We start from the raw sequence: 21,961 nt of genomic DNA, 5'->3' as shown, positions 1-21,961 counted from the left end.
TCAGTTGGAGGCTTCGCCGCTGGTGTGGACGCCGCCCGCATGCGGGTCGCGCGCCCAGGCCAGCGCCTCGGGGAGGGTCAGCAGCTCGGCGACGATGATCAGCACGGCCGAGATCGGGATCACCGACTGCACCCACGAGACCGGGATGTCCGGCAGGCTGACCAGGGTGTCGGTCGCCAGGATCTCCAGCACCACCCAGCCGAAGTAGCCGAGCAGCGCGAAGAAGCCGATGACCACCGCCTCGACGGCGAGCGTCACGGCGAGGCGCGGACCCGGAGGCATCATCGCGACGATCTCCGGGCAGCTGATGTGGCCGCGCTTGGCGGCCGCGTAGGCCGAACCGTAGAAGGTGAGCCAGGCGAGCAGGATCGACGCGATCTCGTCGTACCAGACCAGCGACTGTCCCATCGTGCGGAACACGACGCCGATCATGACCTCGACGGCGAGTATCACCATCAGCACGATGACCAGCCACTCGAGAAACTTCTCGTAGCGCTTGCGAAAGGCTTGCATCGACATGCTCTCCCGGCTTTTCCTTTCCAGTTCCGTCGGCGCTTACTTCTTGCCGAGTGCGATCGCCTTGTCGACCAGCGGCTTGGCGCCCTTGACCGACTGGCCGAACTCCTCGTAGATCGCGCCGCTGGCTGCGATGAAGGCGTCCTTGTCGACCTCGTTGACCTCCACGCCGGCGGCCTTGATCTTGCCGAGCAGTTCGTCCTGCATCCGGTCGGTGGCCGCGTACACGGTGGCCTGGGTCTCTCGCGCGGCGGCCTCCAGCTCCTTGCGGATGTCGGCCGGCAGCTGCTCCCACTTGCGCTTGCCGGCGACCAGGTAGGCCGGCGCGTAGACGTGGCCCGACAGCGACAGGTACTTCTGCACCTCGTGCAGCTTGGCGCTGACGATCTGCGTGAACGGGTTCTCCTGGCCGTCCATCACGCCGGTCTGCAGCGCGGTGAACAGCTCCGAGAACTTCATCGGGCTCGGGTTGGCGCCGTAGGCCTTGAACATCGCGACGCGCCACTTGCCCTCGGGCACGCGCAGCTTGATGCCGGCCAGGTCCTCGGGCTTGGTGATCGGCTTCTTGTTGTTGGTGATGTGGCGGTAGCCGTTCTCCCACAGCGCGAGCATCTTCAGGCCCTTGGCCTCGACGGCGGGCGCGAGCGACGGCCAGAAGATCTCCTTCTCGATCTTGGCCAGGTGCGCGCGGTCCTTGACCAGGTAGGGCATCTCGAACATGCCGAACAGCTCGACCTCGCTGCTCATGACGGTCGACGGGATCGACATGTCGAGCGTGCCGAGCTTGAGCTTCTGCATCATCTCCTTGTCGCCGCCCAGCTGGCTCGAGCCGAAGATCGTGATCTTGACCTTGTCGCCGAGCTTCTGCTGGACGCGCTTGGCGAAGTCCTCGGAGGCGATCTGGTACAGCGAGCCGGGTTCGCCGACGTGGCCGAGCTTCAGCTCGATCTGCTGCGCGGCGGCGGGCAGCGCGAGCGCGGCGGCGCCGCCGGCGACGGCGGCCTGCAGCAGCAGGCGGCGCGCGGATTTCATCGTTGCTTTCATCGTCTCCTCCTTCGGAGTGTTCGGCCCCTTCGGGGGCGCTCTGTTGAAACGAAACGGTTCGGGGTGCGGGTCAGGCGGCCTTCGCCCCGGACTTCGCCGACGGCGCGGTGGCAGCCAGGTACTCCATCGCCGCCTGCACGCCGCCCTTGCGGTGCGGCACGCCGGCCAGGCCCAGGCCCATCTCGACGCCGGCGAGCGTGCCCATCAGCGTCAGGTCGTTGAAGTCGCCGAGGTGGCCGATCCGGAACACCTTGCCGGCGACCTTGCCCAGGCCCTGGCCCAGCGACATGTTGAAGTTCTCCAGCACGATCTTGCGGAAGGCGTCGGCGTTGTGGCCCTCGGGCATCAGGATCGCGGTCAGGACCGGGCTGTACTCCGAAGGCTCGAGGCACAGCACCTCCAGCCCCCAGGCGCGCACCGCGGCGCGGGTCGCCTCGCCGTGGCGCTGGTGCCGCGCGAACACGTTGTCCAGTCCTTCCTCGAGCAGCATCGAGATCGCCTCGTGCAGCCCGTACAGCAGGTTCGTGGCCGGCGTCGACGGGAAGAAGCCGTTCGCGTTGGACGCGATCATCTCGTTCCACTCCCAGTACGCGCGCGGCAGCTTCGCGGTCTTCGTGGCCTCGAGCGCCTTCGCGCTGATCGCGTTGAACGACAGGCCCGGGGGAAGCATCAGGCCCTTCTGCGATCCCGACACGGTCACGTCGACCTTCCACTCGTCGTGCCGGTAGTCGGCCGAGGCCAGGCCGGAGATCGTGTCGACCATGAAGAGCGCCGGGTGGCCGCTGCGGTCGATCGCCTTGCGCACCTCGGCGATCCGGCTGGTCACGCCGGTGGAGGTCTCGTTGTGGACGACGCAGACCGCCTTGTAGCGATGCTGCGTGTCGGCGGCGAGCTTCGCCTCGATCGCGGCCGGGTCGGCGCCGTGGCGCCAGTCGCCGGGAATGAACTCCACGACCAGGCCGAGCCGTTCGGCGAGCCGCTTCCAGAGCGACGCGAACTGGCCGGTCTCGCACATCAGCACCGTGTCGCCCGGCGACAGCGTGTTGACCAGCGCAGCTTCCCAGGCGCCGGTTCCCGATGCCGGGTAGATGACGACGTGCGACTCGGTCTTGAAGATCTTGCGGATGCCGGCGAGCACCGACTTGCCGAGCTGCTGGAACTCGGGCCCGCGGTGGTCGATGGTCGGATAGTCCATCGCGCGCAGGATCCGGTCGGGCACGGTGCTCGGCCCCGGGATCTGCAGGAAATGCCGGCCGGACGGGTGGCTGTTGAGGGCCAGGCCATTGGACAGTTTCATCGGAAGCCTCGCTGTGCGGATGACGGGTTTTTCTTGCGATGTCGCATTTTGTATGCAAAAGTTGAGGCCATCAACCCCTTTTTGACCGGCAACGACACCTCGTTCCGGATTCTGTATGCAAAACCTGGGTGCTCAATCGCTGGAGATCGGCAGGCGTCCCCTTCACGAGGAAGTCGCGGACCGGCTCCGGACGATGATCACCGAAGGCGGACTCGCGCCGGGCGCCAGGCTCAACGAGCGCGTGCTCTGCGAGCGGCTCAGGGTGTCGCGCACGCCCTTGCGCGAGGCCTTCAAGGTGCTCGCCGCCGAGCGGCTGATCGAGCTGAACCCGAACCGCGGCGCGAGCGTCGTCGCGCTGTCGCGCGCGGACGTCGAGCAGCTCTTCGAGCTGATGGGAGCGCTCGAGGGACTGGCGGGCCAGCTGGCCGCCGAGCGTCGCACCGAGGCCGAGCTGGCCGAGATCCGCGCGCTGCACTTCGAGATGCTCGCCGCCCACGCGAGGCGCGACCTGCCGGCCTACTACGATTTCAATCGCCGGATCCACGTCGCGATCAGCCGCTGCGCGCGCAACGACATGCTGGCGGAGACCTACGACAGCGTGAACACGCGCATCCAGAACCTGCGCTTCCGCTCCAACTTCAACCAGGACAAGTGGGACCACGCGGTCCGCGAGCACCAGCAGATGCTGCAGGCGCTCGAGGACGGCAACGGCGCCGCGCTCCGGGCCATCCTCGAGACGCACCTGCGCAACAAGCGCGACGCGGTGCTCGAGCAGTGGCCGGCCAATCCTTCCCATACGACATGAACGCACCGACCCCTGTCCGCATGCTGCGGACGCCCTCGCTCGATCGCAGCCGGCTCGCGCAGCGCCTTCGCCGCGTGCTGCGCGGCGACGTCCTCTTCGACGCTGCCTCGCGCGGCCGCTACTCGACCGACGCGTCGATCTACCAGATCGACCCGGTCGGGGTGGTGGTGCCCGCCGACGAGGCCGACGTCGTCGCCGCGATCGACCTGGCCCGCGAGATGAGGGTCCCGATCCTGCCGCGCGGCGGCGGCACCAGCCAGTGCGGCCAGACCGTCGGCGAGGCGCTGGTCATCGACAACAGCCGCCACCTGAACAAGGTGATCGCCTTCGACGCGCAGGCGCGCACCGTCGAGGTCCAGCCCGGCATCGTGCTCGACCACCTCAACGCCTTCCTGAAGCCTCACGGCCTGTGGTTCCCGGTCGACGTGTCGACCTCGGCCCAGGCGACGATCGGCGGCATGGCGGGCAACAACTCCTGCGGCTCGCGCTCGATCGCCTACGGCAACATGGTCCACAACGTGATCGGCATCGAGGCGATCCTGTCGGATGGCGTTGCCGAGTGGTTCGGCCCGTTCGGCGTGGACGCGGCGAAGCCGATGGCGACCGGCCGCGGCGGCGAGCTGGTGTCACGGCTGTTCGGGATCGGGGCCCGCGAGCGTGACGAGATCGCCCGCGTGTGGCCGAAGGTGATGCGCCGCGTCGGCGGCTACAACCTCGACGTCTTCCACCCCCAGTCCGAGCGCCCGTACACCGCCGACGGCTCGGTCAATCTCGCCCACCTGCTGGTCGGCTCCGAGGGCACGCTCGGCTACTTCCGGCGGCTGAAGCTGCGGCTCTCGCCGCTGCCCAGGGCGCGCGTGCTCGGCGTCGTCAACTACCCGACCTTCTGGGCCGCGATGGACAGCGCCCAGCACATCGTCAAGCTAGGGCCCAGCGCGGTCGAGCTGGTCGACCGCACGATGATCGAGCTGTCGCGTGCGAACCCGGTGTTCCGGCCGACGATCGAGCGCGCGCTGATCGAGCGCGACGGCAAGCCGCCCGAGGCGATCCTGCTGGTCGAGTTCTCGGGCGACGACCGTGACGCGCTGCTGCGCCAGCTCGCGCAACTGGTCGAGCTGATGGGCGACCTCGGGTTGCCCGGCAGCGTCGTCGAGATGCCAGACGAGAAGGCCCAGAAGGCGCTCTGGGACGTCCGAAAGGCCGGCCTGAACATCATGATGTCGCTGAAGGGCGACGGCAAGCCGGTCTCGTTCATCGAGGACTGCGCGGTGCCGCTCGAGCACCTGGCCGAGTACACCGACCGCCTCACCGAGGTCTTCGCCAGGCACGGCACCCGCGGCACCTGGTACGCGCACGCGTCGGTCGGCACGCTGCACGTGCGGCCGATCCTCGACATGCGGCAGGACGGCGCCGCGAAGATGCGCGAGATCGCCGAGGAAGCGGCCGAGCTGGTGCGCCACTACAAGGGCGCCTTCTCCGGCGAGCACGGCGACGGCCTGGTGCGCACCGAGTGGGTCGGCTGGCAGTTCGGCGAGCGCCTCACGAAGGCCTTCGAGGAGGTCAAGGACCTGTTCGATCCGCTCGGCCTGATGAACCCGGGCAAGATCGTGCGCGGCACGAAGATGGACGACTCGCGGCTGTTCCGCTATCCGCCGGGGCACACCGCGCTGCCGCTGTCGACCGCCCTCGACTGGTCGGCCTGGGACGTGACCGCCGACCCGGTCACCGAGCAGGTCAGCGCGCCCGGCACCGGCGGCGATCCGGCGCGCGGCTTCGCCAAGGCCGCCGAGATGTGCAACAACAACGGCCACTGCCGCAAGTTCGACGCGGGCACGATGTGCCCGAGCTGGCGGGTCACGAAGGACGAGAAGCACCTGACCCGCGGCCGCGCGAACACGCTGCGGCTGGCGCTGTCCGGCCAGTTGGGCCACGAGGGGCTGACGTCGCCGGCCATGCGCGAGGCCATGGACCTGTGCGTGGGCTGCAAGGGCTGCAAGCGTGATTGCCCGACCGGTGTCGACATGGCCCGGATGAAGATCGAGTTCCAGCACCACTACGCGAGGAAGCACGGCCTTCGCCTGAAGGACAAGCTGATCGCCTACATGCCGCGCTACGCGGCCTGGGCCTCGCGGCTTCGCGGGCTGTTGAACCTGCGCGACGCGCTGCCCGGCGCGGCGCGTGTTTCCGAGAAACTGCTCGGCTTCTCCGCGAAGCGCAGCCTGCCGCGCTGGCGCGGCGACCCGTTCACCGCCGATCCGGGGCTCGATACCTTGCCGCCCGACGCAGGGGCGGGCGGCGCCGCGGCGGGCGAGGTCGTGCTCTGGGCCGACACCTTCGACAACTGGTTCGAGCCCGACAACCTGCGCGCTGCGCGCAGGGTGCTGCAGGCCGCCGGTTACCGTGTCCACGTTGCGCGCGCCGCCGCCGACGCCGATCCCTCGCGCCCGCTCTGCTGCGGCCGCACCTTCCTGTCGGCGGGCCTGGTGGACGAGGCCCGCGCCGAGGCACGCCGCACGCTGGCCGCGCTGGCGCCCTTCGTCGAGCGCGGCGTCCCGGTCGTGGGGCTGGAGCCGTCGTGCCTGCTCACGATGCGCGACGAGTTCCTGGTCATGGGGCTGGGCGAGGCGGCGACCCGGCTCGCCGGCCAGGCACTGCTGTTCGAGGAGTTCCTGGCCCGCGAGCACCAGGCCGGCCGCCTGAAGCTGCCGCTGGGGCAGTTGCCCGAGCGCACCGCCCTGCTTCACGGCCATTGCCACCAGAAGGCCTTCGACGCGGTGCGACCGATCGAGACGGTGCTGAAGCTGGTGCCGGGGCTCGAGGTGAAGACGATCGAGTCGAGCTGCTGCGGCATGGCCGGCGCCTTCGGATACGAGGCCGAGCACTTCGAGGTGTCGATGAGGATGGGCGAGCTGTCGCTGCTGCCGGCGGTGCGCGAGGCGGGCGCCGACACGGTCGTCGTCGCCGACGGCACGAGCTGCCGCCACCAGATCGCCGACGGCGCGAGCCGCGAAGCGGTCCACGTGGCGCGGCTGCTCGAGCGGGCGCTCGACGCCGGCCGGCGCTAGGTCCGTCGTGCCCGCGCCGCGCAACCGATTCGACGCCGCCGAGCTCGGCGGCGCGTTCGGGGACCTCGGCACGCTGATCCCCTTCGTCGTCGCCTACGTGGGGCTGCTGAAGATGGACGCGGCGGCGATCCTGCTCCCCTTCGGCGTGGCGCTGGTGGTCGTGGGGGCGGTGTTCCGCACGCCCTTTCCGGTCCAGCCGATGAAGGCGATCGGCGCGGCCGCGCTGACCCAGGCCGCGGTCGTCGGCGGGATCGGCCCGCAGGCGGTCGTCGCCGCGGGGCTCGTCACCGGCGCGATCTGGCTGGCCCTGGCCGTCACCGGCCTGGCCGAGCGCGTGGCGCGCCTGATTCCGCGCGCCGCCCTGCTCGGGGTCGTCATGGGGCTGGGTTTCGCCTTCATGATCGAGGGCGTCCGGATGATGACCGACCAGTGGCTGCTCGCCGGCCTGCTGCTCGCGGGCACGCTGTTCATGCTGTCGCGGCGCTGGCCGGCGATGCTGGCGCTGCTGGTCGCCGGGGCGGCGATCGCGATCGCGCGCGATCCGTCGCTGCTGCCGGCGCTGGGGGCGCAGAAGGCCTCGCTGCACCTGCCGAGCTTCGCCTGGCCCGGGCTGTCGGCCGGCGACCTGTGGGTCGGCGCGCTGCTGCTGGCGCTCCCGCAGTTGCCGCTCACCTTCGGGAACGCGCTGGTCGCGGTCACCGCCGAGAACAACCGCCTGTTCCCGGACCGGCCGGTCAGCGAGCGCCGGGTGGCCATGTCGACCGGCCTGATGAATCTCGCCTCGAGTGCCGCGGGCGGCATCCCGATGTGCCACGGCGCCGGGGGCATGGCCGGGCACGTGCGCTTCGGCGCCCGCACCGGCGGCGCGTCGATCATGCTCGGCGCGCTGCTGCTGGCTCTCGCCCTGTTCTTCGGCGACGCGATCGGCCTGCTGTTCCGGCTGGTGCCGCCGGCGGCGCTCGGCGTGATCCTGTTCCTGGCCGGCGTCGAGCTGGCGCTGGGCAGCCGGGACCCGGAAGCCGAGAAGTCCGACCGTTTCGTCGTGCTGGCCACCGCCGGTTTTGCCGTGTGGCACGCCGGCGCGGCGGTCCTCTTCGGCATCTGCGCGCATCACGCGGTGCGCGCGGGGTGGCTCAGGCTGTGAGGCCGGCGCGCGAGTATCCTTGCACCGGCACGGGGCCGTAGAGTCTCGCCCATTCCCGCACAACGCAGTCATCGAAAGCGATCATCCATGGACCCGAACCTTCGCAAGGCGGCGCTCGAGTACCACGAGCAGGGCCGTCCCGGCAAACTGTCGGTCACCGCGACCAAGCAGCTGGTCAACCAGCGCGACCTGGCGCTCGCCTACTCGCCGGGCGTGGCCGCGGCCTGCGAGGAGATCGTCGCCGATCCGGCCAACGCCTACCGCTACACGGCGCGCGGCAACCTGGTCGCGGTGGTCAGCAACGGCACCGCGGTGCTGGGCCTCGGCAACATCGGCCCGCTCGCGTCGAAGCCGGTCATGGAAGGCAAGGCGGTGCTGTTCAAGAAGTTCGCCGGCATCGACGTGTTCGACATCGAGATCGCCGAGACCGATCCCGAGAAGCTGGTCGACGTGATCGCGGCGCTCGAGCCGACCTTCGGCGCGATCAACCTCGAGGACATCAAGGCGCCGGACTGCTTCGTCGTCGAGCGCAAGCTGCGCGAGCGGATGAAGATCCCGGTCTTCCACGACGACCAGCACGGCACTGCGATCGTGGTCGGCGCCGCGCTGACCAACGGCCTTCAGGTCGTCGGCAAGCCGATCGACCAGGTCAAGCTGGTCTGCAGCGGCGCCGGCGCCGCGGCGCTCGCCTGCCTGGAGCTGCTGGTCGACCTCGGCCTGCCGCGCGAGAACATCTGGGTGGCGGACATCGCCGGCGTGGTCCACGAGGGGCGCACCGAGCTGATGGATCCGGACAAGGCGCGCTTCGCCCAGCGCACCGAACTGCGCACGCTGGGCGAGATCATCGACGGCGCGGACGTCTTTCTCGGCCTGTCGGCCGGCGGGGTGCTGAAGCCCGACATGGTCGCGCGCATGGCCGAACGGCCGCTGGTCTTCGCGCTGGCCAATCCCACGCCGGAGATCATGCCCGACGAGGTCAGGAAGGTGCGCGACGACGCGATCATCGCGACCGGCCGCACCGACTATGCGAACCAGGTCAACAACGTCCTGTGCTTCCCGTTCATCTTCCGCGGCGCGCTCGACGTCGGCGCGAGCACGATCACCCGCGAGATGGAGGTCGCGGCGGTGCACGCGCTGGCAGAACTGGCGCGCGCGGAGTCGAGCGAGATCGTCACGGCGGCCTACGGCGCGATCGGCGCGAGCTTCGGCCCCGAGTACCTGATTCCCAAGCCCTTCGATCCGCGGCTGATCGCGAAGATCGCGCCGGCGGTCGCGAAGGCGGCGATGGACTGCGGCGTGGCCACCCGGCCGATCGCCGACTTCGACGCCTACCGATCCCAGCTCGAGCAGTTCGTCTACCACTCGGGCACCTTCATGAAGCCGATCTTCGCGACGGCGCGACGCGCGCCCGACAAGCGGATCGTCTACGCGGAGGGCGAGGACGAGCGCGTGCTTCGCGCGGTGCAGGTCGTGGTCGACGAGAAGCTGGCGCGACCGGTGCTCGTCGGGCGGCCGGCGGTCATCGAGCGCAGGCTCGAGCGCTTCGGCCTTCGGATCAGGCCCGGCGTCGACTTCGAGATCGTCAATCCGGAGTGGGACGAACGCTACGGCACCTACTGGCGCGAGTACCACCGCCTGACCGAGCGCAAGGGCGTCACCGAGGAGTACGCGCAGATCGAGATGCGGCGCAGGCTCACGCTGATCGGCGCGATGATGATCCACATGGGCGAGGCCGACGGCATGATCTGCGGGACCTTCGGCCATTATTCGCTGCACCTGCACTACGTCGACCAGGTGATCGGGCGCCGTCCGGGCAGCACCGTGTACGCGGCGATGAACACGCTGATGCTGCCGAACAGGCAGGTCACGCTGGTCGACACCCACGTCAACGCAGACCCCGACGCCGAGCAGCTCGCCGAGATCACGCTGATGGCCGCAGAGGAGCTGCGCCGCTTCGGCATACGGCCGAAGGTCGCGCTGCTGTCGCACTCCAACTTCGGCACCTCGAACCAGCCGAGCGCGTCCAAGATGCGCGAGGCGCTGGCGCTGATCCGCGAGCGCGCGCCGGGGCTCGAGATCGACGGCGAGATGCACGGCGACGCCGCGCTCGACGCCGACCTGCGCCGGCGAATCATGCCGCGCTCCGCGCTGACCGGGGAGGCGAACCTGCTGGTCCTGCCCGGCATCGACGCGGCGAACATCGCCTACAACCTGCTGAAGACGGCGGCCGGCAACAACGTGGCGATCGGTCCGGTGCTGCTCGGCGCGGCGCGGCCGGTCCACATCCTCACCGCGTCGGCGACGGTGCGCAGGATCGTCAACATGACCGCCTGGACGGTGGTGGAATCGATCGGCGAGGCCTGATCCCGGGGGGCGCCCGCCGTTCGTCGGCGGCGGGCACCGCGCGGGGCCCGCTCGTCAGGAGGCCGATTGACCCCTTGCACGGCGCTCCCTAGGCTTCGGTGCAGGCGAAACTTCCCGAACCGAACCAGGCGATGTCCGTGGCCCCTGTCGAAACCGCGCGCGACACTGACGAGCAGCACGACGCTCCCATCGAGCCGGCGCGGCGTTCCGAGCTCCTGCAGGACTGCCAGGGCCTGGTCGTGACGCGGCTGTCGACCGCGATCTCCGATGCCCTGAAGCGGGTCGGCGACGAACTCACCTCGCTGGCCCTGAGGAACCGCGACCGCGAGACGCAGCAGGCCCTGCTCGACGCGGTCACGCTGGTGCGACGCCATCACGAGGACATCGAGCGCAGTTTCCGGGAGCTCTTCGCCGACATCTTCGTGAGCCGGGTGCACGGCCAGGGCGAGGCCGCTGCCTCGAGCCCGACCGGTCTGGCGCTGGTCGACGACAGCGTGATCGAGGAGAAGATCGCGATCGATCGGATCGTCCAGCGCGCGCGCAGCAAGCTCGACCCCGACGAGGTTCTCGGCGTGAGGGCGCGGCTGGGGGTGCTGGCCGCCGGCGACTGGTTCGAGGAGGCCCGGCATCCCGCCGCGCCCGAGGCCGTCTTCGAGGCACTGCGCCGGACGCTGGCCCAGCTCGACGCCGACGCGGGGGTGCGCGACGCCCTCCTCGACGCGCTCGAGCCGCATGTTTCCTCCAATCTCGGCGACCTCTACGCCACGCTCAACGAGCGTCTGCGCAGCAACCACGTCCTGCCGCGAATCCGTCCTCGCCTGGTCACCTCCGCCTCGTCGCCGGGCGCCCACGCGAGGCCGGAGCCGCTGGACGCGGCGTTGCAGGGCTTCGATGCCGGCGCGGTGGCCGCCGCGGTGCCCGGCCTGGGCGCGAGCGCGGGCCCGGACCTCGGAGCGGACCCGCTGCCAGCCGATCCCTTCGCCGCGCTGATGGCGCGGCTGGCCGAGGGTTCGTCGCCCGCCCGGCAGGCGGCCGCCCGGCTGCTCGCCGACCCGGCGATCTTCGCCGCCGGCAACGAGCCTCCGGCGGTCGAACCCGAGCTGCTGCAGTCGCTGAACAGGATCCAGTCGGGCGCCGGCGGCGGTGGCGCCGGCGGTCCGAAGCTGGTCTCCGAGTTGCTCGAGCAGAGTCGCTCGAAGGGCTCGTCGCTCGACCAGCTCACCGTCGAGATCGTCTCGCTGGTCTTCGACCACATCTACGCGGACCGGCGGCTGCCGGACGCGGTCAAGCAGCAACTGCTGCGCCTGCAGGTGGTCGCGGTCAAGGCCGCGCTGATCGACCGCAGTTTCTTCGCGACCCGGCGGCATCCGATGCGGCGGCTGCTCGACGACGTCTGCCGCGCGGCCAGCGATCCCGACGCCGACGTCGGGCCCGACTCGGCTCTGGTCGCCGGCGTGGCCGAGATCGTCGACTGGCTCATCGCGAGCTTCGAGAGCGAGCTGTCGGTCTTCGAGGACGCCGCGATGCGGCTCGAGCTGCTGCTTTCGATCGAAGGGCAGCGGCGCGCGGAGCGCGATTCCGCGCTCGCCAGGCAGGCCGAGCGCCTCGAGGCGATCGCGGTGAGCCAGGAAAGCGCGAGGGCCGAGATCTCGGCAAGGCTCGCCGACGACACGCCGGTCTTCCTGGTCGAGTTCCTCGAGCGGTGGTGGCCCAAGGTACTGGCCACCGCCCGCGTCGAGGATGGCGATCTTGCGTGGAACGATGCGCTGGCCTGCGTCGAGGGCCTCGTATGGAGCGTCGCGCCGAAGGCATCCGAGGAAATCCCGAAGCTGGCCAGCCTGCTGCCCAAGCTGATCGGCCAGGTCAAGAGCGGCCTGAACCGCGCGGCCGTCGACAATGCCGAGAAGGAGCGATTCTTCAACGAACTGCTGGGCCGGCACACCGAGGTGATCCAGCGCGCCAAGTCCGAGCCTGGCCACGGATCGTCGCGGCGCGCCGCCGCTTCCGCGGGGCGGTCGCGACCGGCGGCGTCCCCCAGGACGGCGTCGCCGCAGGATCCGGTCACGCCCGCGGTCGCTCGCTGGCTCGGCGACCTTCGGCGAGGCGACTCGCTCGAGCTGCTCGAGTCCGACGGCAGTCGCCGGCTGCTCAGGGTTTCCTGGGTCAGCCCCACCCGCAGGCTGTTCATCCTGACCCGTTTCCCCGAAGTGGCCCGCCCGATCGAGCGCGCCGAACTCGCGCGCTGGTTCGAGACCGGCCGCGCCCGTCTGGCCGACGCGCAGACCTCGGTCGAGCGCGCGATCGGCGCGATCGCTGCAGGCGAGATGACCGCGCGAGCCTGAACGGCAGGACCTTTCCCCGGCGGCCTGGCGAAGGTCGTTCCCTGAGGCAGGGAAGCCGTTTACCATGCGCCAATGATTCTGCGCCGCCTGCTGACACTCGCCTGCCTGCTCGTCCTGTTCGCGTCGGGGGCATCCTGCGCGCGCAGCGGCGGCGGCGACGAGGTCTCGCTGTCGGCCCTGCCGCCCGAGGCGCGGGCGACCTACTCGCTGATCCGCAAGGGCGGCCCGTTTCCCTACTCGAAGGACGGGACCACCTTCTTCAATCGCGAAGGGCTCCTGCCCGCCAGGCCCAGGGGGCACTACCGGGAGTACACGGTGCCCACGCCGGGCGCGAAGAACCGCGGCGCGCGGCGGATCGTCGTCGGCGGCGACCCGCCCGCCGACTTCTGGTACACCGACGACCACTACCGCAGCTTCAGGCGGATAAGGGAGTGAGAAGATGGGTGCGCTCAGCAACATCCCCCCTCATGCCGTGCTGCCCCTTGGCGCCTACGACGGAGACTCGCTGAAGCGCGCGGCCGAGCGGGCGGACCAGCGGCTGCTGGCGGTCGACCTGGCGCGCGCCCGCGACCGCGACGAGGTGATGGAGGCGATCGCCGGCGCCTTCCTGCTGCCCGATTACTTCGGCAGGAACCTCGACGCGCTCTACGACTGCATCACCGACCTGAAGCCGCTAGACGGCGCCGACCAGCCGGGCTTCCTGGTGATCCTCGAGAACCTGCCGGACACCGCGCAGTTCAGCCGCGAGCAGCGCGACGCACTGCTCGACGTGTTCCGGGACGCCGCGGACTTCTTCTACGACCGGGACACCGCGTTCAGGGTCTTCTACTCGGTGGACAAGCCCGGGTCCTAGAAATCGCCGGCCAGCGCCTGCAGCGCCGCGATCGCGGCCAGCCCGGCGGTCTCGGTGCGAAGGATCCTCGGCCCGAGGCAGACCGGCTCGAAGCCCGCGCTGATCGCGCCGGAGAGTTCGGCTTCGCCGAAGCCGGACTCGGGCCCGGCGAGCAGGATCAGTTCGGCGCCGGGTCGCACCCCGGCCGCGGACAGGCGGATCGGCGCGCCGGGCGCGAGCACCAGGCGCCGGGCCGGCGAGGGCAACGAGACGAACTCGCGCAGTGGGCGCAGAGGGCCGAGGGCCGGCAGCCACGCGCGGCCGGACTGGGTGCAGGCCGATTCGACGATGCGCTGCCAGTGCTCGTGCTTGCGCGCGGCGCGCGCGGCATCCAGCCTGACCTGCGAGCGCTCCGAGTCGAGCGGGACGATCGCGCGCACGCCCAGCTCGACCGCCTTCTCGATCGTCCAGTCCATGCGCTCGGCAGTGGACAGGCACTGGGCCAGCGTGATCGCGAGCGGGCTCTCGTCGTCGCGCGAGACCCGCTCGCCGAGCAGCAGCACGCTGTGCTTCGGGTCGGCGACGGCGATCTCCGCCCGGAAGCGGTTGCCGAGCCCGTCGTAGGCCTCGACGACCTCGCCGGCGCGCAGCCTGAGCACGCGCACCAGGTGATGCGAGCGACGCTCGTCGAGCTCGACGCGGCTGCCGGGCGCCGCCCCCGGCGAGCGCTCGGCGTCGAACAGCACCCTGGGCATGCGCTTGTCGAGCGGACCGCTGTTGGCGCGCCGGCCCCGCGGCCTCAGCGGACCAGCTTGCGGAAGAAGTTGGGCAGCGCGAACAGCGCGCGGTGGACGTCGCCGTTGTAGTACTGCAGCTCGGACACCCCGCGCTCGGCGAGCCGCGCCTCGACCGCGTCAGGGTCGATCGCCAGCGGATCGAGCGCGTCGGAGGCGCAGGCCATCCCCCAGTAGGCGCCGTAGAGCGGCACGTACAGGCCGAAGGGCCGCACGTTGGCGAACACGCCGGACAGGTGCGAGACCAGCTCGCGGACGCGCCCGGGCGAGTAGACCGGCGAGCCGATGTGCAGGCTGAGCGCGCCGCCGGGGGCGAGCGCCTTCTTTGCCAGCCGGAAGAACTCGGGCGTGTAGAGCTGGTGGGCAGGCGTGTCCGGGTCGGTCAGGTCGAGCACGATCAGGTCGAAGCGCTCGCCGTCGGGCTGGCCGGCCAGCCTCTCGACGTACTTCCAGCCGTCGCCTATCTCCACCGTCAGGCGCGGGTCGTCGAAGACGCCGCCGTGAACGCCCTGCAGGTGCTCGCGCGCGACCCGCACCACCTCCGGATCGAGCTCGGCCATCACGACCCGCTGCATCGTCGGGTGCTTGAGAAGCTCTTCGCTGGAGCCGCCGTCGCCGCCGCCGATCACCAGCGCCGAGCGCGGCGCCGGATGCGCGATCGCGGCCGCGTGGACGATCGGCTCGTGGTAGTAGAACTCGTCGCGCTCGGAGGTCATGTAGCAGCCGTCGAGGCGGAACAGCTTGCCCCACTGCGGCGTGTCGAAGACCTCGAGCAGCTGGTACTGCGTCTTGATCGTTTCCAGCCTGCGCGTCGCGCGGAAGCCGTAGGCGGAGTCCTCGTTGAGCCACTCGAGCAGCAGCTCGTCGGAGCGGGTCTCGGGGTCGCGCGAGCCGCGCAGGATGCGGTTCGTGCCCTGCTGGCGCGGCGCGAACGCGACGATCAGGTCGTCGAGCAGCCGCTCGGCCTTGTGCGAATTGTCGGTCGAGAAGTTGCAGACGTAGACGTCGAGCGTGACGCCCCCGCGCTCCGGCCAGGTGTGCAGGGCGAGGTGCGACTCGGCGAGCAGCGCGGCGCCGGTGACGCCGCCGGGTTGGCCCTGCCACTCGGGAAAGGTGAAGTATTTTTCGTCGACGAGCGTGAGGCCCGCGTTCTCGACCGATTGCCGGCACAGCCCGGCCAGCTTTTCCGCGTCGACCAGCAGGGACGCCTCGCACTGGCATCCGTACAGATCGGCGGTCAGATGCAGTCCCTGCATTTTTCGACCAACCCCGTCCTGGTTTCCTAGCCCGCTCGCCGCTGCCATGGCGATATGCCGGACCAATGGAAAGGTGGTGGGCCCCCGGAAGGCTCTGAGCTTTTCGGGCCCCAAAAAACCTTGAATTATAACAAATGCATTCGCGGTCACGAAGGCCGGCCCTGCACCCGTTTGGTAGAATCGCGGGTTTAATTCGCGCGCCCTGCCGGCCTCGGCGAGCGCGAATCCGTCTCCCGATCGAGGAACGAGGCATGGCGAACTCCGAACGCGCAGACCAGTCCAACCGCAAGCCTCCGCAAGGGGTTCCCTCGACGGCGATGGCCAACGCGATCCGGGCGCTGTCGATGGACGCGGTCCAGCAGGCGAACTCCGGCCATCCGGGCATGCCGATGGGCATGGCGGAGATCGCCGTCGCGCTGTGGGCGCGCCACCTGAAGCACAATCCGGCCAACCCGGGCTGGGCCGACCGCGACCGTTTCGTGCTGTCGAACGGCCACGGCTCGATGCTGCTGTATTCGCTGCTGCACCTGACCGGCTACGCGCTGCCGATCGACGAACTGCGCAACTTCCGCCAGCTGCACTCGAAGACGCCGGGCCATCCCGAGGTCGGCGCCACGCCCGGCGTCGAGACCACCACCGGGCCGCTGGGCCAGGGCCTGTCCAACGCCGTGGGCATGGCGCTGTCGGAGAAGATCCTCGCGGCCCGTTTCAACCGCGACGGTTTCCCGGTCGTGGACCACTTCACCTGGGTGTTCGCCGGCGACGGCTGCCTGATGGAAGGCATCTCGCACGAGGTCTGCTCGCTTGCCGGCACCTGGAAGCTCTCGAAGCTGGTCGTGCTGTACGACGACAACGGCATCTCGATCGACGGCCAGGTGCGCCACTGGTTCTCCGACGACACGGTGCGCCGCTTCCAGGCCTACGGCTGGCACGTGATCCCCGACGTCGACGGCCATGACGTCGAGGCGCTCGACGCCGCGATCGCGATGGCCCGCGAGTGGGGCGCCAGGGGCCGCGACGGCGTGTTCGCGCCCACGCTGATCCAGTGCCGCACTCACATCGGCATGGGCTCGCCGAACCGGGTGGACACCGCGAAGGCGCACGGCGAGCCGCTCGGCAAGGACGAGATCGCCGCGACCCGCGAGGCGATCGGCTGGCCGTACGCGCCGTTCGAAGTGCCGGCGGACATTTACAGGGCCTGGGACGCCCGCGAGGCCGGGGCCGCGCGCGAGGAAGACTGGCGCAAGCTGTTCGAGGCCTACGCGGCCCGGCACCCGGCCGAGGCTGCCGAGTTCGAGCGCCGCATGCGCGGCGACCTTCCGGCCAGCTTCGACGACGCGCTCGAGGCGGCACTGGACGAGGCGCTCGCCAGGGGCGAGGCGATCGCCACCCGCAAGGCCTCGCAGAACGCGCTGAACCACTTCGGGCCGGCCATGCCCGAGCTGGTCGGCGGTTCGGCCGACCTGACCGGCAGCAACCTCACCGACTTCAAGGGCGCCGGCGCGCTGCGCGCGGACGAGTCCTTCGACGCCGGCCGGCACATCAACTTCGGGGTCCGCGAGTTCGGCATGAGCGGCATCCTGAACGGCATGGCGCTGCACGGCGGCTTCATCCCGTACGGCGGGACCTTCCTCACCTTCTCCGACTACGCGCGCAACGCGCTGCGGATGGCCGCGCTGATGAAGCAGCGCGTGGTGTTCGTGTACACGCACGATTCGATCGGGCTCGGCGAGGACGGCCCGACCCATCAGCCGGTCGAGCATGCGTCGTCGCTGCGCCTGATCCCGAACATGGACGTCTGGCGCCCCTGCGATCCGGTCGAGAGCATCGTGGCCTGGGCCGAGGCGATCTCGCGCAGCCACGGTCCGACCTCGCTGCTGTTTTCGCGGCAGGCCGTTCCCTTCGTCACCCGCTCCGAGCGGCAGGTCGATGCGATCCACCGCGGCGGCTACGTGCTGCGCGACGCGGAGGAGGCTGCGGCGGTGATCATCGCCACCGGATCCGAGGTCGGGCTGGCGCTCGCGGCCCGCGATCTGCTGGCCGCCGACGGCATCGCGGTGCGCATCGTGTCGATGCCGTCCACCACGGTCTTCGACAGGCAGGAGGCGGCCTGGAAGAGCGTGGTGCTGCCGGAAGGGCTGCCGCGCGTGGCGGTCGAGGCCGGCGTCAGCGACTTCTGGTGGAAGTACCGCTGCGACGCGGTCGTCGGCCTCGACGCCTTCGGCGAGTCGGCCCCGGCCGGCCTGCTGTACAAGCACTTCGGCTTCACGCCCGAGAACGTCGCCGACACCGTCCGCGAGGTGCTGCGCCGGCGCTCGGCAGACCGGCGCTGAAGGCCCGGCCGCCGACACAAGTTCGTTCAATACCCTAGGAAGACTGCCATGACCATTCGTGTTGCGATCAACGGCTACGGCCGCATCGGCCGGAACATCCTGCGCGCCCACTACGAAGGCGGAAAGAAGCACCCGATCGAGATCGTCGCGATCAACGACCTGGGCGACGCGAAGATCAACGCCCACCTGACCCAGTACGACACCGCGCACGGCCGCTTCCCCGGCACCGTCTCGGTCGACGGCGACTCGATCGTCGTCAACGGCGACCGGATCCGCGTGCTGTCGAACCGCAACCCGGCCGACCTGCCCTGGGGCGAACTGGGCGTCGACGTGGTGCTCGAGTGCACCGGCTTCTTCACCAGCAAGGAGAAGGCGTCGGCGCACCTGAAGGGCGGCGCGAAGAAGGTGATCATCTCGGCGCCCGGCGGCAAGGACGTCGACGCGACCATCGTCTACGGCGTGAACCACGGCGTGCTGAAGGCCTCGGACACGGTGATCTCCAACGCGTCCTGCACGACCAACTGCCTGGCGCCGCTGGTCAAGCCGCTGCACGACCGCATCGGCGTGCTGAACGGCCTGATGACCACGATCCACGCCTACACGAACGACCAGGTCCTCACCGACGTCTACCACGAGGACCTGCGCCGCGCGCGCTCGGCCACGATGTCGATGATCCCGACCAAGACCGGCGCGGCCGCCGCGGTCGGCCTGGTGCTGCCCGAGCTCAACGGCAAGCTCGACGGCTACGCGATGCGCGTGCCGACGATCAACGTGTCGATCGTCGACCTGTCCTTCGTGGCCGCCCGCGACACCACGGTCGAGGAGATCAACACCATCCTCAAGGAGGCCGCCGAAGGTCCGATGAAGGGCGTGCTGGCCTACAGCGACGCGCCGCTGGTGTCGGTGGACTACAACCACAACCCCGCGTCGAGCACCTACGACGCCACGCTCACCAAGGTGTCGGGCCGCCTCGTGAAGGTCAGCAGCTGGTACGACAACGAGTGGGGCTTCTCGAACCGGATGCTCGACACGACGGTGGCGCTGGTCAACGCGAAGTGAGCACGGGCGCCGGGGCCGCTCCCGCGGCCCATCTGCCGGCGGCCCAGGCGGCCGCCGTCCTGCGCGAGCTGGTCGAGGGGGCCAGGCCCCTGCGGTTGGCTGCCGGCGGCCGGCCGTTCGTGACCGTCGCGGTCGGCGAGTGGCTGGTGCTGGCCGGCGACGCGGAGATCGTCTTCTTCGTGGACAGCGCCAGCCTCGACCACGTCGCGCGGATGCGGCTCGCCGACGGACGCGAGGCCGGATTCGTCGAATGGCTGGGCCGCGACGGCTGCAATCCGCTCGCGCTGATCGACGAGGGCGAGCGGCTCGAGCTCGAGCAGCGCCTGCACGAACTGTGAGAGATGCGATGCGATTCAAGCGACTCGAAGACCAGGACCTGAAGGGCAAGCGGGTCTTCATCCGCGCCGACCTGAACGTCCCCCAGGACGACGCGGGCGCGATCACCGACGACACCCGGATCCGCGCTTCGGTGCCGGCGATCCGCCACTGCCTCGACGCCGGGGCGGCGGTCATGGTCACCTCGCACCTGGGCCGTCCCACCGAGGGCGAGCTCAGGCCCGAGGATTCGCTCGCACCGGTCGCGGCCCGGCTCGGCGAGTTGCTGGGCCGGCAGGTGAGGCTGGTGCGCGACTGGGTCGGCGGCGGCTTCCCGCTTTCGCCGGGCGAGGTCGTGCTGCTCGAGAACTGCCGCGTCAACAAGGGCGAGAAGAAGAACGACGAGGCGCTCGCGCGCAAGATGGCCGCGCTGTGCGACGTCTACGTGAACGACGCCTTCGGCACCGCGCATCGCGCCGAGGCCACGACCCACGGCATCGCGAGGTTCGCGCCGATCGCCTGCGCCGGCCCCTTGCTGGCCGCCGAGCTCGACGCGCTCGGCCGGGCGCTGCACGAGCCGAAGCGGCCGCTGGCGGCGATCGTGGCGGGGTCCAAGGTGTCGACCAAGCTCACGATCCTGAAGTCGCTGGCCGACAAGGTCGACCAGCTGATCGTGGGCGGCGGCATCGCCAACACCTTCATGCTGGCCGCGGGCCTTCCGATCGGCAAGTCGCTGGCCGAGCGCGAGCTGGCCGGCGAGGCGAAGGCGATCATCGACCTGATGGCCGCGCGCGGCGCCCAGGTGCCGGTCCCGGTCGACGTCGTGTGCGCGAAGGAGTTCTCGGCGCAGGCCGAGGCGAGCGTCAAGGCCGCGACCGACGTGGCCGACGACGACCTGATCCTCGACATCGGGCCGAAGACCGCGGCCATTCTCGGCGAGCGGCTGATGCAGGCCGGCACGATCGTCTGGAACGGCCCGGTCGGCGTGTTCGAGTTCGACGCCTTCGCGAAGGGCACCGAGGCGGTCGCGCGTGCGATCGCCGATTCGCCCGCCTTCTCGATCGCCGGCGGCGGCGACACGCTGGCGGCGATCGCGAAGTTCGGGATCGCCGACCGGGTCGGCTACATCTCGACCGGCGGCGGCGCCTTCCTGGAGTTCCTGGAAGGCCGCGAGCTCCCGGCGGTCGCGGCGCTCGCCGAGCGGGCCTGAGGGCTCCCTGCGCAGCACGGTCGGTCTCGGGTAGGATGAGCGGAAAACCCGCTCATCCCACGAAAAGACAAGGCTGCGCTTCCATGTTCACCCCCGCGCCACGCGCCACGAAGATCGTCGCAACCCTCGGCCCGGCTTCCAGCGACGCGAAGATCCTGGAGCAGATGTTCCGGGCCGGCGTCGACGTGGTCCGGGTGAACTTCTCGCACGGCAGCGCCGAGGAGCACACGCGGGTCGTCGGCCTGGTGCGCGAGACGGCCGACCGGATCGGCCGCAGCGTCGGCGTGCTGGCCGACCTGCAGGGGCCGAAGATCCGGGTCGGCAAGTTCGCCGACGGCAAGGTCGAGCTGGCCGACGGCGACCGCTTCACCTTCGACATCGACTGCCAGGTCGGCGACCAGCAGAAGGTCGGCCTCGACTACCCCGAGCTGGTCAACGACGTGAAGCCCGGCGACACGCTGTTGCTCAACGACGGCCGGATGATGATGCGGGTCGACCGGGTCGGCTCGCGCACGATCGAGTGCACGGTCACGCAGGGCGGCACCCTGTCCAACCGCAAGGGGATCAATCGCCAGGGCGGCGGCCTGTCCGCGCCGGCGCTCACCTCCAAGGACATGGAGGACATCAAGACGGCGGTGGCCTTCAAGGCCGACTTCATCGCGGTGTCCTTCCCGAAGAACGCGGCCGACATGTACATGGCCCGAGAGCTGGTGCGCGCCGCCGGCGGCAAGGCGCTGATGATCGCCAAGATCGAGCGCTACGAGGCGATCGGCAACCTAGAGGAGATCCTGAAGGCCTCCGACGGCATCATGGTCGCGCGCGGCGACCTGGCAGTCGAGGTCGGCGACGCGGCGGTCCCGGCGCTGCAGAAGCGGATGATCCGGATGGCCCGCGACCTGAACCGGGTAACGATCACCGCCACCCAGATGATGGAGTCGATGATCGAGGCGCCGGTCCCCACCCGGGCCGAGGTGTCGGACGTCGCCAACGCGGTGCTCGACGGCACCGACGCGGTGATGCTGTCGGCCGAGACCGCGGCCGGCAAGTACCCGGTCGAGACGATCCAGGCGATGGCCCGCGTCTGCGTCGAGGCCGACCGGGCCGACGTGGTCTCCTTCGAAACCGGGTTCCTGCACCGCACCTTCACCCGGATCGACCAGTCGATCGCGATGAGCGCGCTGTTCGTCGCCCACCACATGAAGGTCAAGGCGGTGGTCGCGCTGACCGAGTCCGGGTCGACCGCGCTCTGGATGTCGCGCCTCGATTCCGGCGTGCCGATCTATGCGCTGACGCCGTCCGAGGCGAGCCGGCGCCGGATGTGCCTGTACCGCGAGGTCCATCCGCTGCTGATGAACCACCACGCCCAGGAGCGCGAGGCGCTGCTGCTCGAGGCCGAGCAGCGCCTCGTCGATGCCGGCATCGTCGAGAAGGGCGACCTGATCGTGCTGACGATCGGCGAGCCGATCGGCAAGGCGGGCGGCACCAACACGCTGAAGATCGTCCGGGTCGGCGAGCACGCCTGACCGGGCGCAATGCCCGACCGGGCCGCGGGGCTTGCGGTCCCCTGCGGCCGCTACCATCGGTG

17 protein-coding genes are annotated in these 21,961 nt (G+C 70.2%); 12 read left to right on the top strand and 5 right to left on the bottom strand.

The features are described from left to right. The 3 genes from M6I34_RS07010 to M6I34_RS07000 form a co-directional block, all read right to left on the bottom strand. Positions 1 to 513 carry a TRAP transporter small permease gene (locus tag M6I34_RS07010; RefSeq protein ID WP_272484979.1) on the bottom strand — a complete coding sequence of 171 codons (513 nt, stop codon included), beginning with the start codon at positions 511 to 513 and terminating at the stop codon, positions 1 to 3. 42 nt (positions 514 to 555) lie between these two features. Next, positions 556 to 1,560, bottom strand: coding sequence for a TRAP transporter substrate-binding protein (locus tag M6I34_RS07005; RefSeq protein WP_272484978.1), 1,005 nt, complete (start codon positions 1,558 to 1,560; stop codon positions 556 to 558). Positions 1,561 to 1,630: 70 nt separating this feature from the next. After that, positions 1,631 to 2,857: a pyridoxal-phosphate-dependent aminotransferase family protein gene (locus M6I34_RS07000; RefSeq protein WP_272484977.1), complete on the bottom strand. Its 1,227-nt coding sequence runs from the start codon at positions 2,855 to 2,857 to the stop codon at positions 1,631 to 1,633. A gap of 115 nt (positions 2,858 to 2,972) precedes the next feature. Between M6I34_RS07000 and M6I34_RS06995 the strand changes: the two genes are divergently transcribed. From M6I34_RS06995 to M6I34_RS06965, 7 genes are all read left to right on the top strand, one after another. Further along, positions 2,973 to 3,662, top strand: a complete 690-nt coding sequence (locus tag M6I34_RS06995) for a GntR family transcriptional regulator (protein ID WP_272484976.1) — start codon at positions 2,973 to 2,975, stop codon at positions 3,660 to 3,662. Beyond that, complete coding sequence (locus M6I34_RS06990) at positions 3,659 to 6,727, top strand: FAD-binding and (Fe-S)-binding domain-containing protein (protein WP_272484975.1); 3,069 nt, start codon at positions 3,659 to 3,661, stop codon at positions 6,725 to 6,727. The genes M6I34_RS06995 and M6I34_RS06990 overlap by 4 nt, the downstream gene beginning before the upstream one ends. A gap of 7 nt (positions 6,728 to 6,734) precedes the next feature. Further along, complete coding sequence (locus M6I34_RS06985) at positions 6,735 to 7,871, top strand: putative sulfate/molybdate transporter (protein ID WP_272484974.1); 1,137 nt, start codon at positions 6,735 to 6,737, stop codon at positions 7,869 to 7,871. A gap of 87 nt (positions 7,872 to 7,958) precedes the next feature. Beyond that, complete coding sequence (locus tag M6I34_RS06980; RefSeq protein ID WP_272484973.1) at positions 7,959 to 10,235, top strand: NADP-dependent malic enzyme; 2,277 nt, start codon at positions 7,959 to 7,961, stop codon at positions 10,233 to 10,235. Between the two features lie 131 nt (positions 10,236 to 10,366). Next, the gene (locus M6I34_RS06975; RefSeq protein WP_272484972.1) at positions 10,367 to 12,577 is read left to right on the top strand and encodes a DUF1631 family protein; all 2,211 of its coding nucleotides are present in this window, start codon (positions 10,367 to 10,369) and stop codon (positions 12,575 to 12,577) included. Positions 12,578 to 12,649: 72 nt separating this feature from the next. After that, the gene (locus M6I34_RS06970; RefSeq protein WP_272484971.1) at positions 12,650 to 13,012 is read left to right on the top strand and encodes a guanyl-specific ribonuclease; all 363 of its coding nucleotides are present in this window, start codon (positions 12,650 to 12,652) and stop codon (positions 13,010 to 13,012) included. 4 nt (positions 13,013 to 13,016) lie between these two features. Then, the gene (locus tag M6I34_RS06965; RefSeq protein WP_272484970.1) at positions 13,017 to 13,430 is read left to right on the top strand and encodes a barstar family protein; all 414 of its coding nucleotides are present in this window, start codon (positions 13,017 to 13,019) and stop codon (positions 13,428 to 13,430) included. On the opposite strand, the gene M6I34_RS06960 is transcribed toward M6I34_RS06965, so the two are convergent. Then, the gene (locus tag M6I34_RS06960; RefSeq protein WP_272484969.1) at positions 13,427 to 14,164 is read right to left on the bottom strand and encodes a 16S rRNA (uracil(1498)-N(3))-methyltransferase; all 738 of its coding nucleotides are present in this window, start codon (positions 14,162 to 14,164) and stop codon (positions 13,427 to 13,429) included. The two genes, M6I34_RS06965 and M6I34_RS06960, sit on opposite strands and share 4 nt — an antisense overlap. 44 nt (positions 14,165 to 14,208) lie before the next feature. Beyond that, the gene (speE, locus tag M6I34_RS06955; protein ID WP_272484968.1) at positions 14,209 to 15,459 is read right to left on the bottom strand and encodes a polyamine aminopropyltransferase; all 1,251 of its coding nucleotides are present in this window, start codon (positions 15,457 to 15,459) and stop codon (positions 14,209 to 14,211) included. A 251-nt stretch (positions 15,460 to 15,710) separates the two neighbouring features. On the opposite strand from speE, the gene tkt reads away from it, so the two are divergent. The 5 genes from tkt (at position 15,711) to pyk (ending at position 21,899) form a co-directional block, all read left to right on the top strand. Next, positions 15,711 to 17,792 carry a transketolase gene (gene tkt / locus M6I34_RS06950; protein WP_418953498.1) on the top strand — a complete coding sequence of 694 codons (2,082 nt, stop codon included), beginning with the start codon at positions 15,711 to 15,713 and terminating at the stop codon, positions 17,790 to 17,792. Positions 17,793 to 17,840: 48 nt separating this feature from the next. Beyond that, on the top strand, positions 17,841 to 18,851 hold the full coding sequence (gap, locus tag M6I34_RS06945; protein WP_272484967.1) for a type I glyceraldehyde-3-phosphate dehydrogenase: 1,011 nt from the start codon (positions 17,841 to 17,843) through the stop codon (positions 18,849 to 18,851). Further along, positions 18,848 to 19,189 (top strand): DUF7693 family protein, encoded by a 342-nt coding sequence (locus M6I34_RS06940; protein WP_272484966.1) that lies wholly within the window; start codon positions 18,848 to 18,850, stop codon positions 19,187 to 19,189. The genes gap and M6I34_RS06940 overlap by 4 nt, the downstream gene beginning before the upstream one ends. Before the next feature lie 8 nt (positions 19,190 to 19,197). Then, positions 19,198 to 20,376 (top strand): phosphoglycerate kinase, encoded by a 1,179-nt coding sequence (locus M6I34_RS06935; RefSeq protein ID WP_272484965.1) that lies wholly within the window; start codon positions 19,198 to 19,200, stop codon positions 20,374 to 20,376. An 83-nt stretch (positions 20,377 to 20,459) separates the two neighbouring features. Continuing rightward, positions 20,460 to 21,899 (top strand): pyruvate kinase, encoded by a 1,440-nt coding sequence (gene pyk / locus M6I34_RS06930; RefSeq protein ID WP_272484964.1) that lies wholly within the window; start codon positions 20,460 to 20,462, stop codon positions 21,897 to 21,899. Positions 21,900 to 21,961 lie beyond the last annotated feature (62 nt).

It is taken from the genome of Zeimonas sediminis (assembly GCF_023721795.1).
GTDB lineage: Bacteria > Pseudomonadota > Gammaproteobacteria > Burkholderiales > Burkholderiaceae_E > Zeimonas > Zeimonas sediminis.
This window is presented reverse-complemented; position numbering and strand designations above follow the sequence as displayed.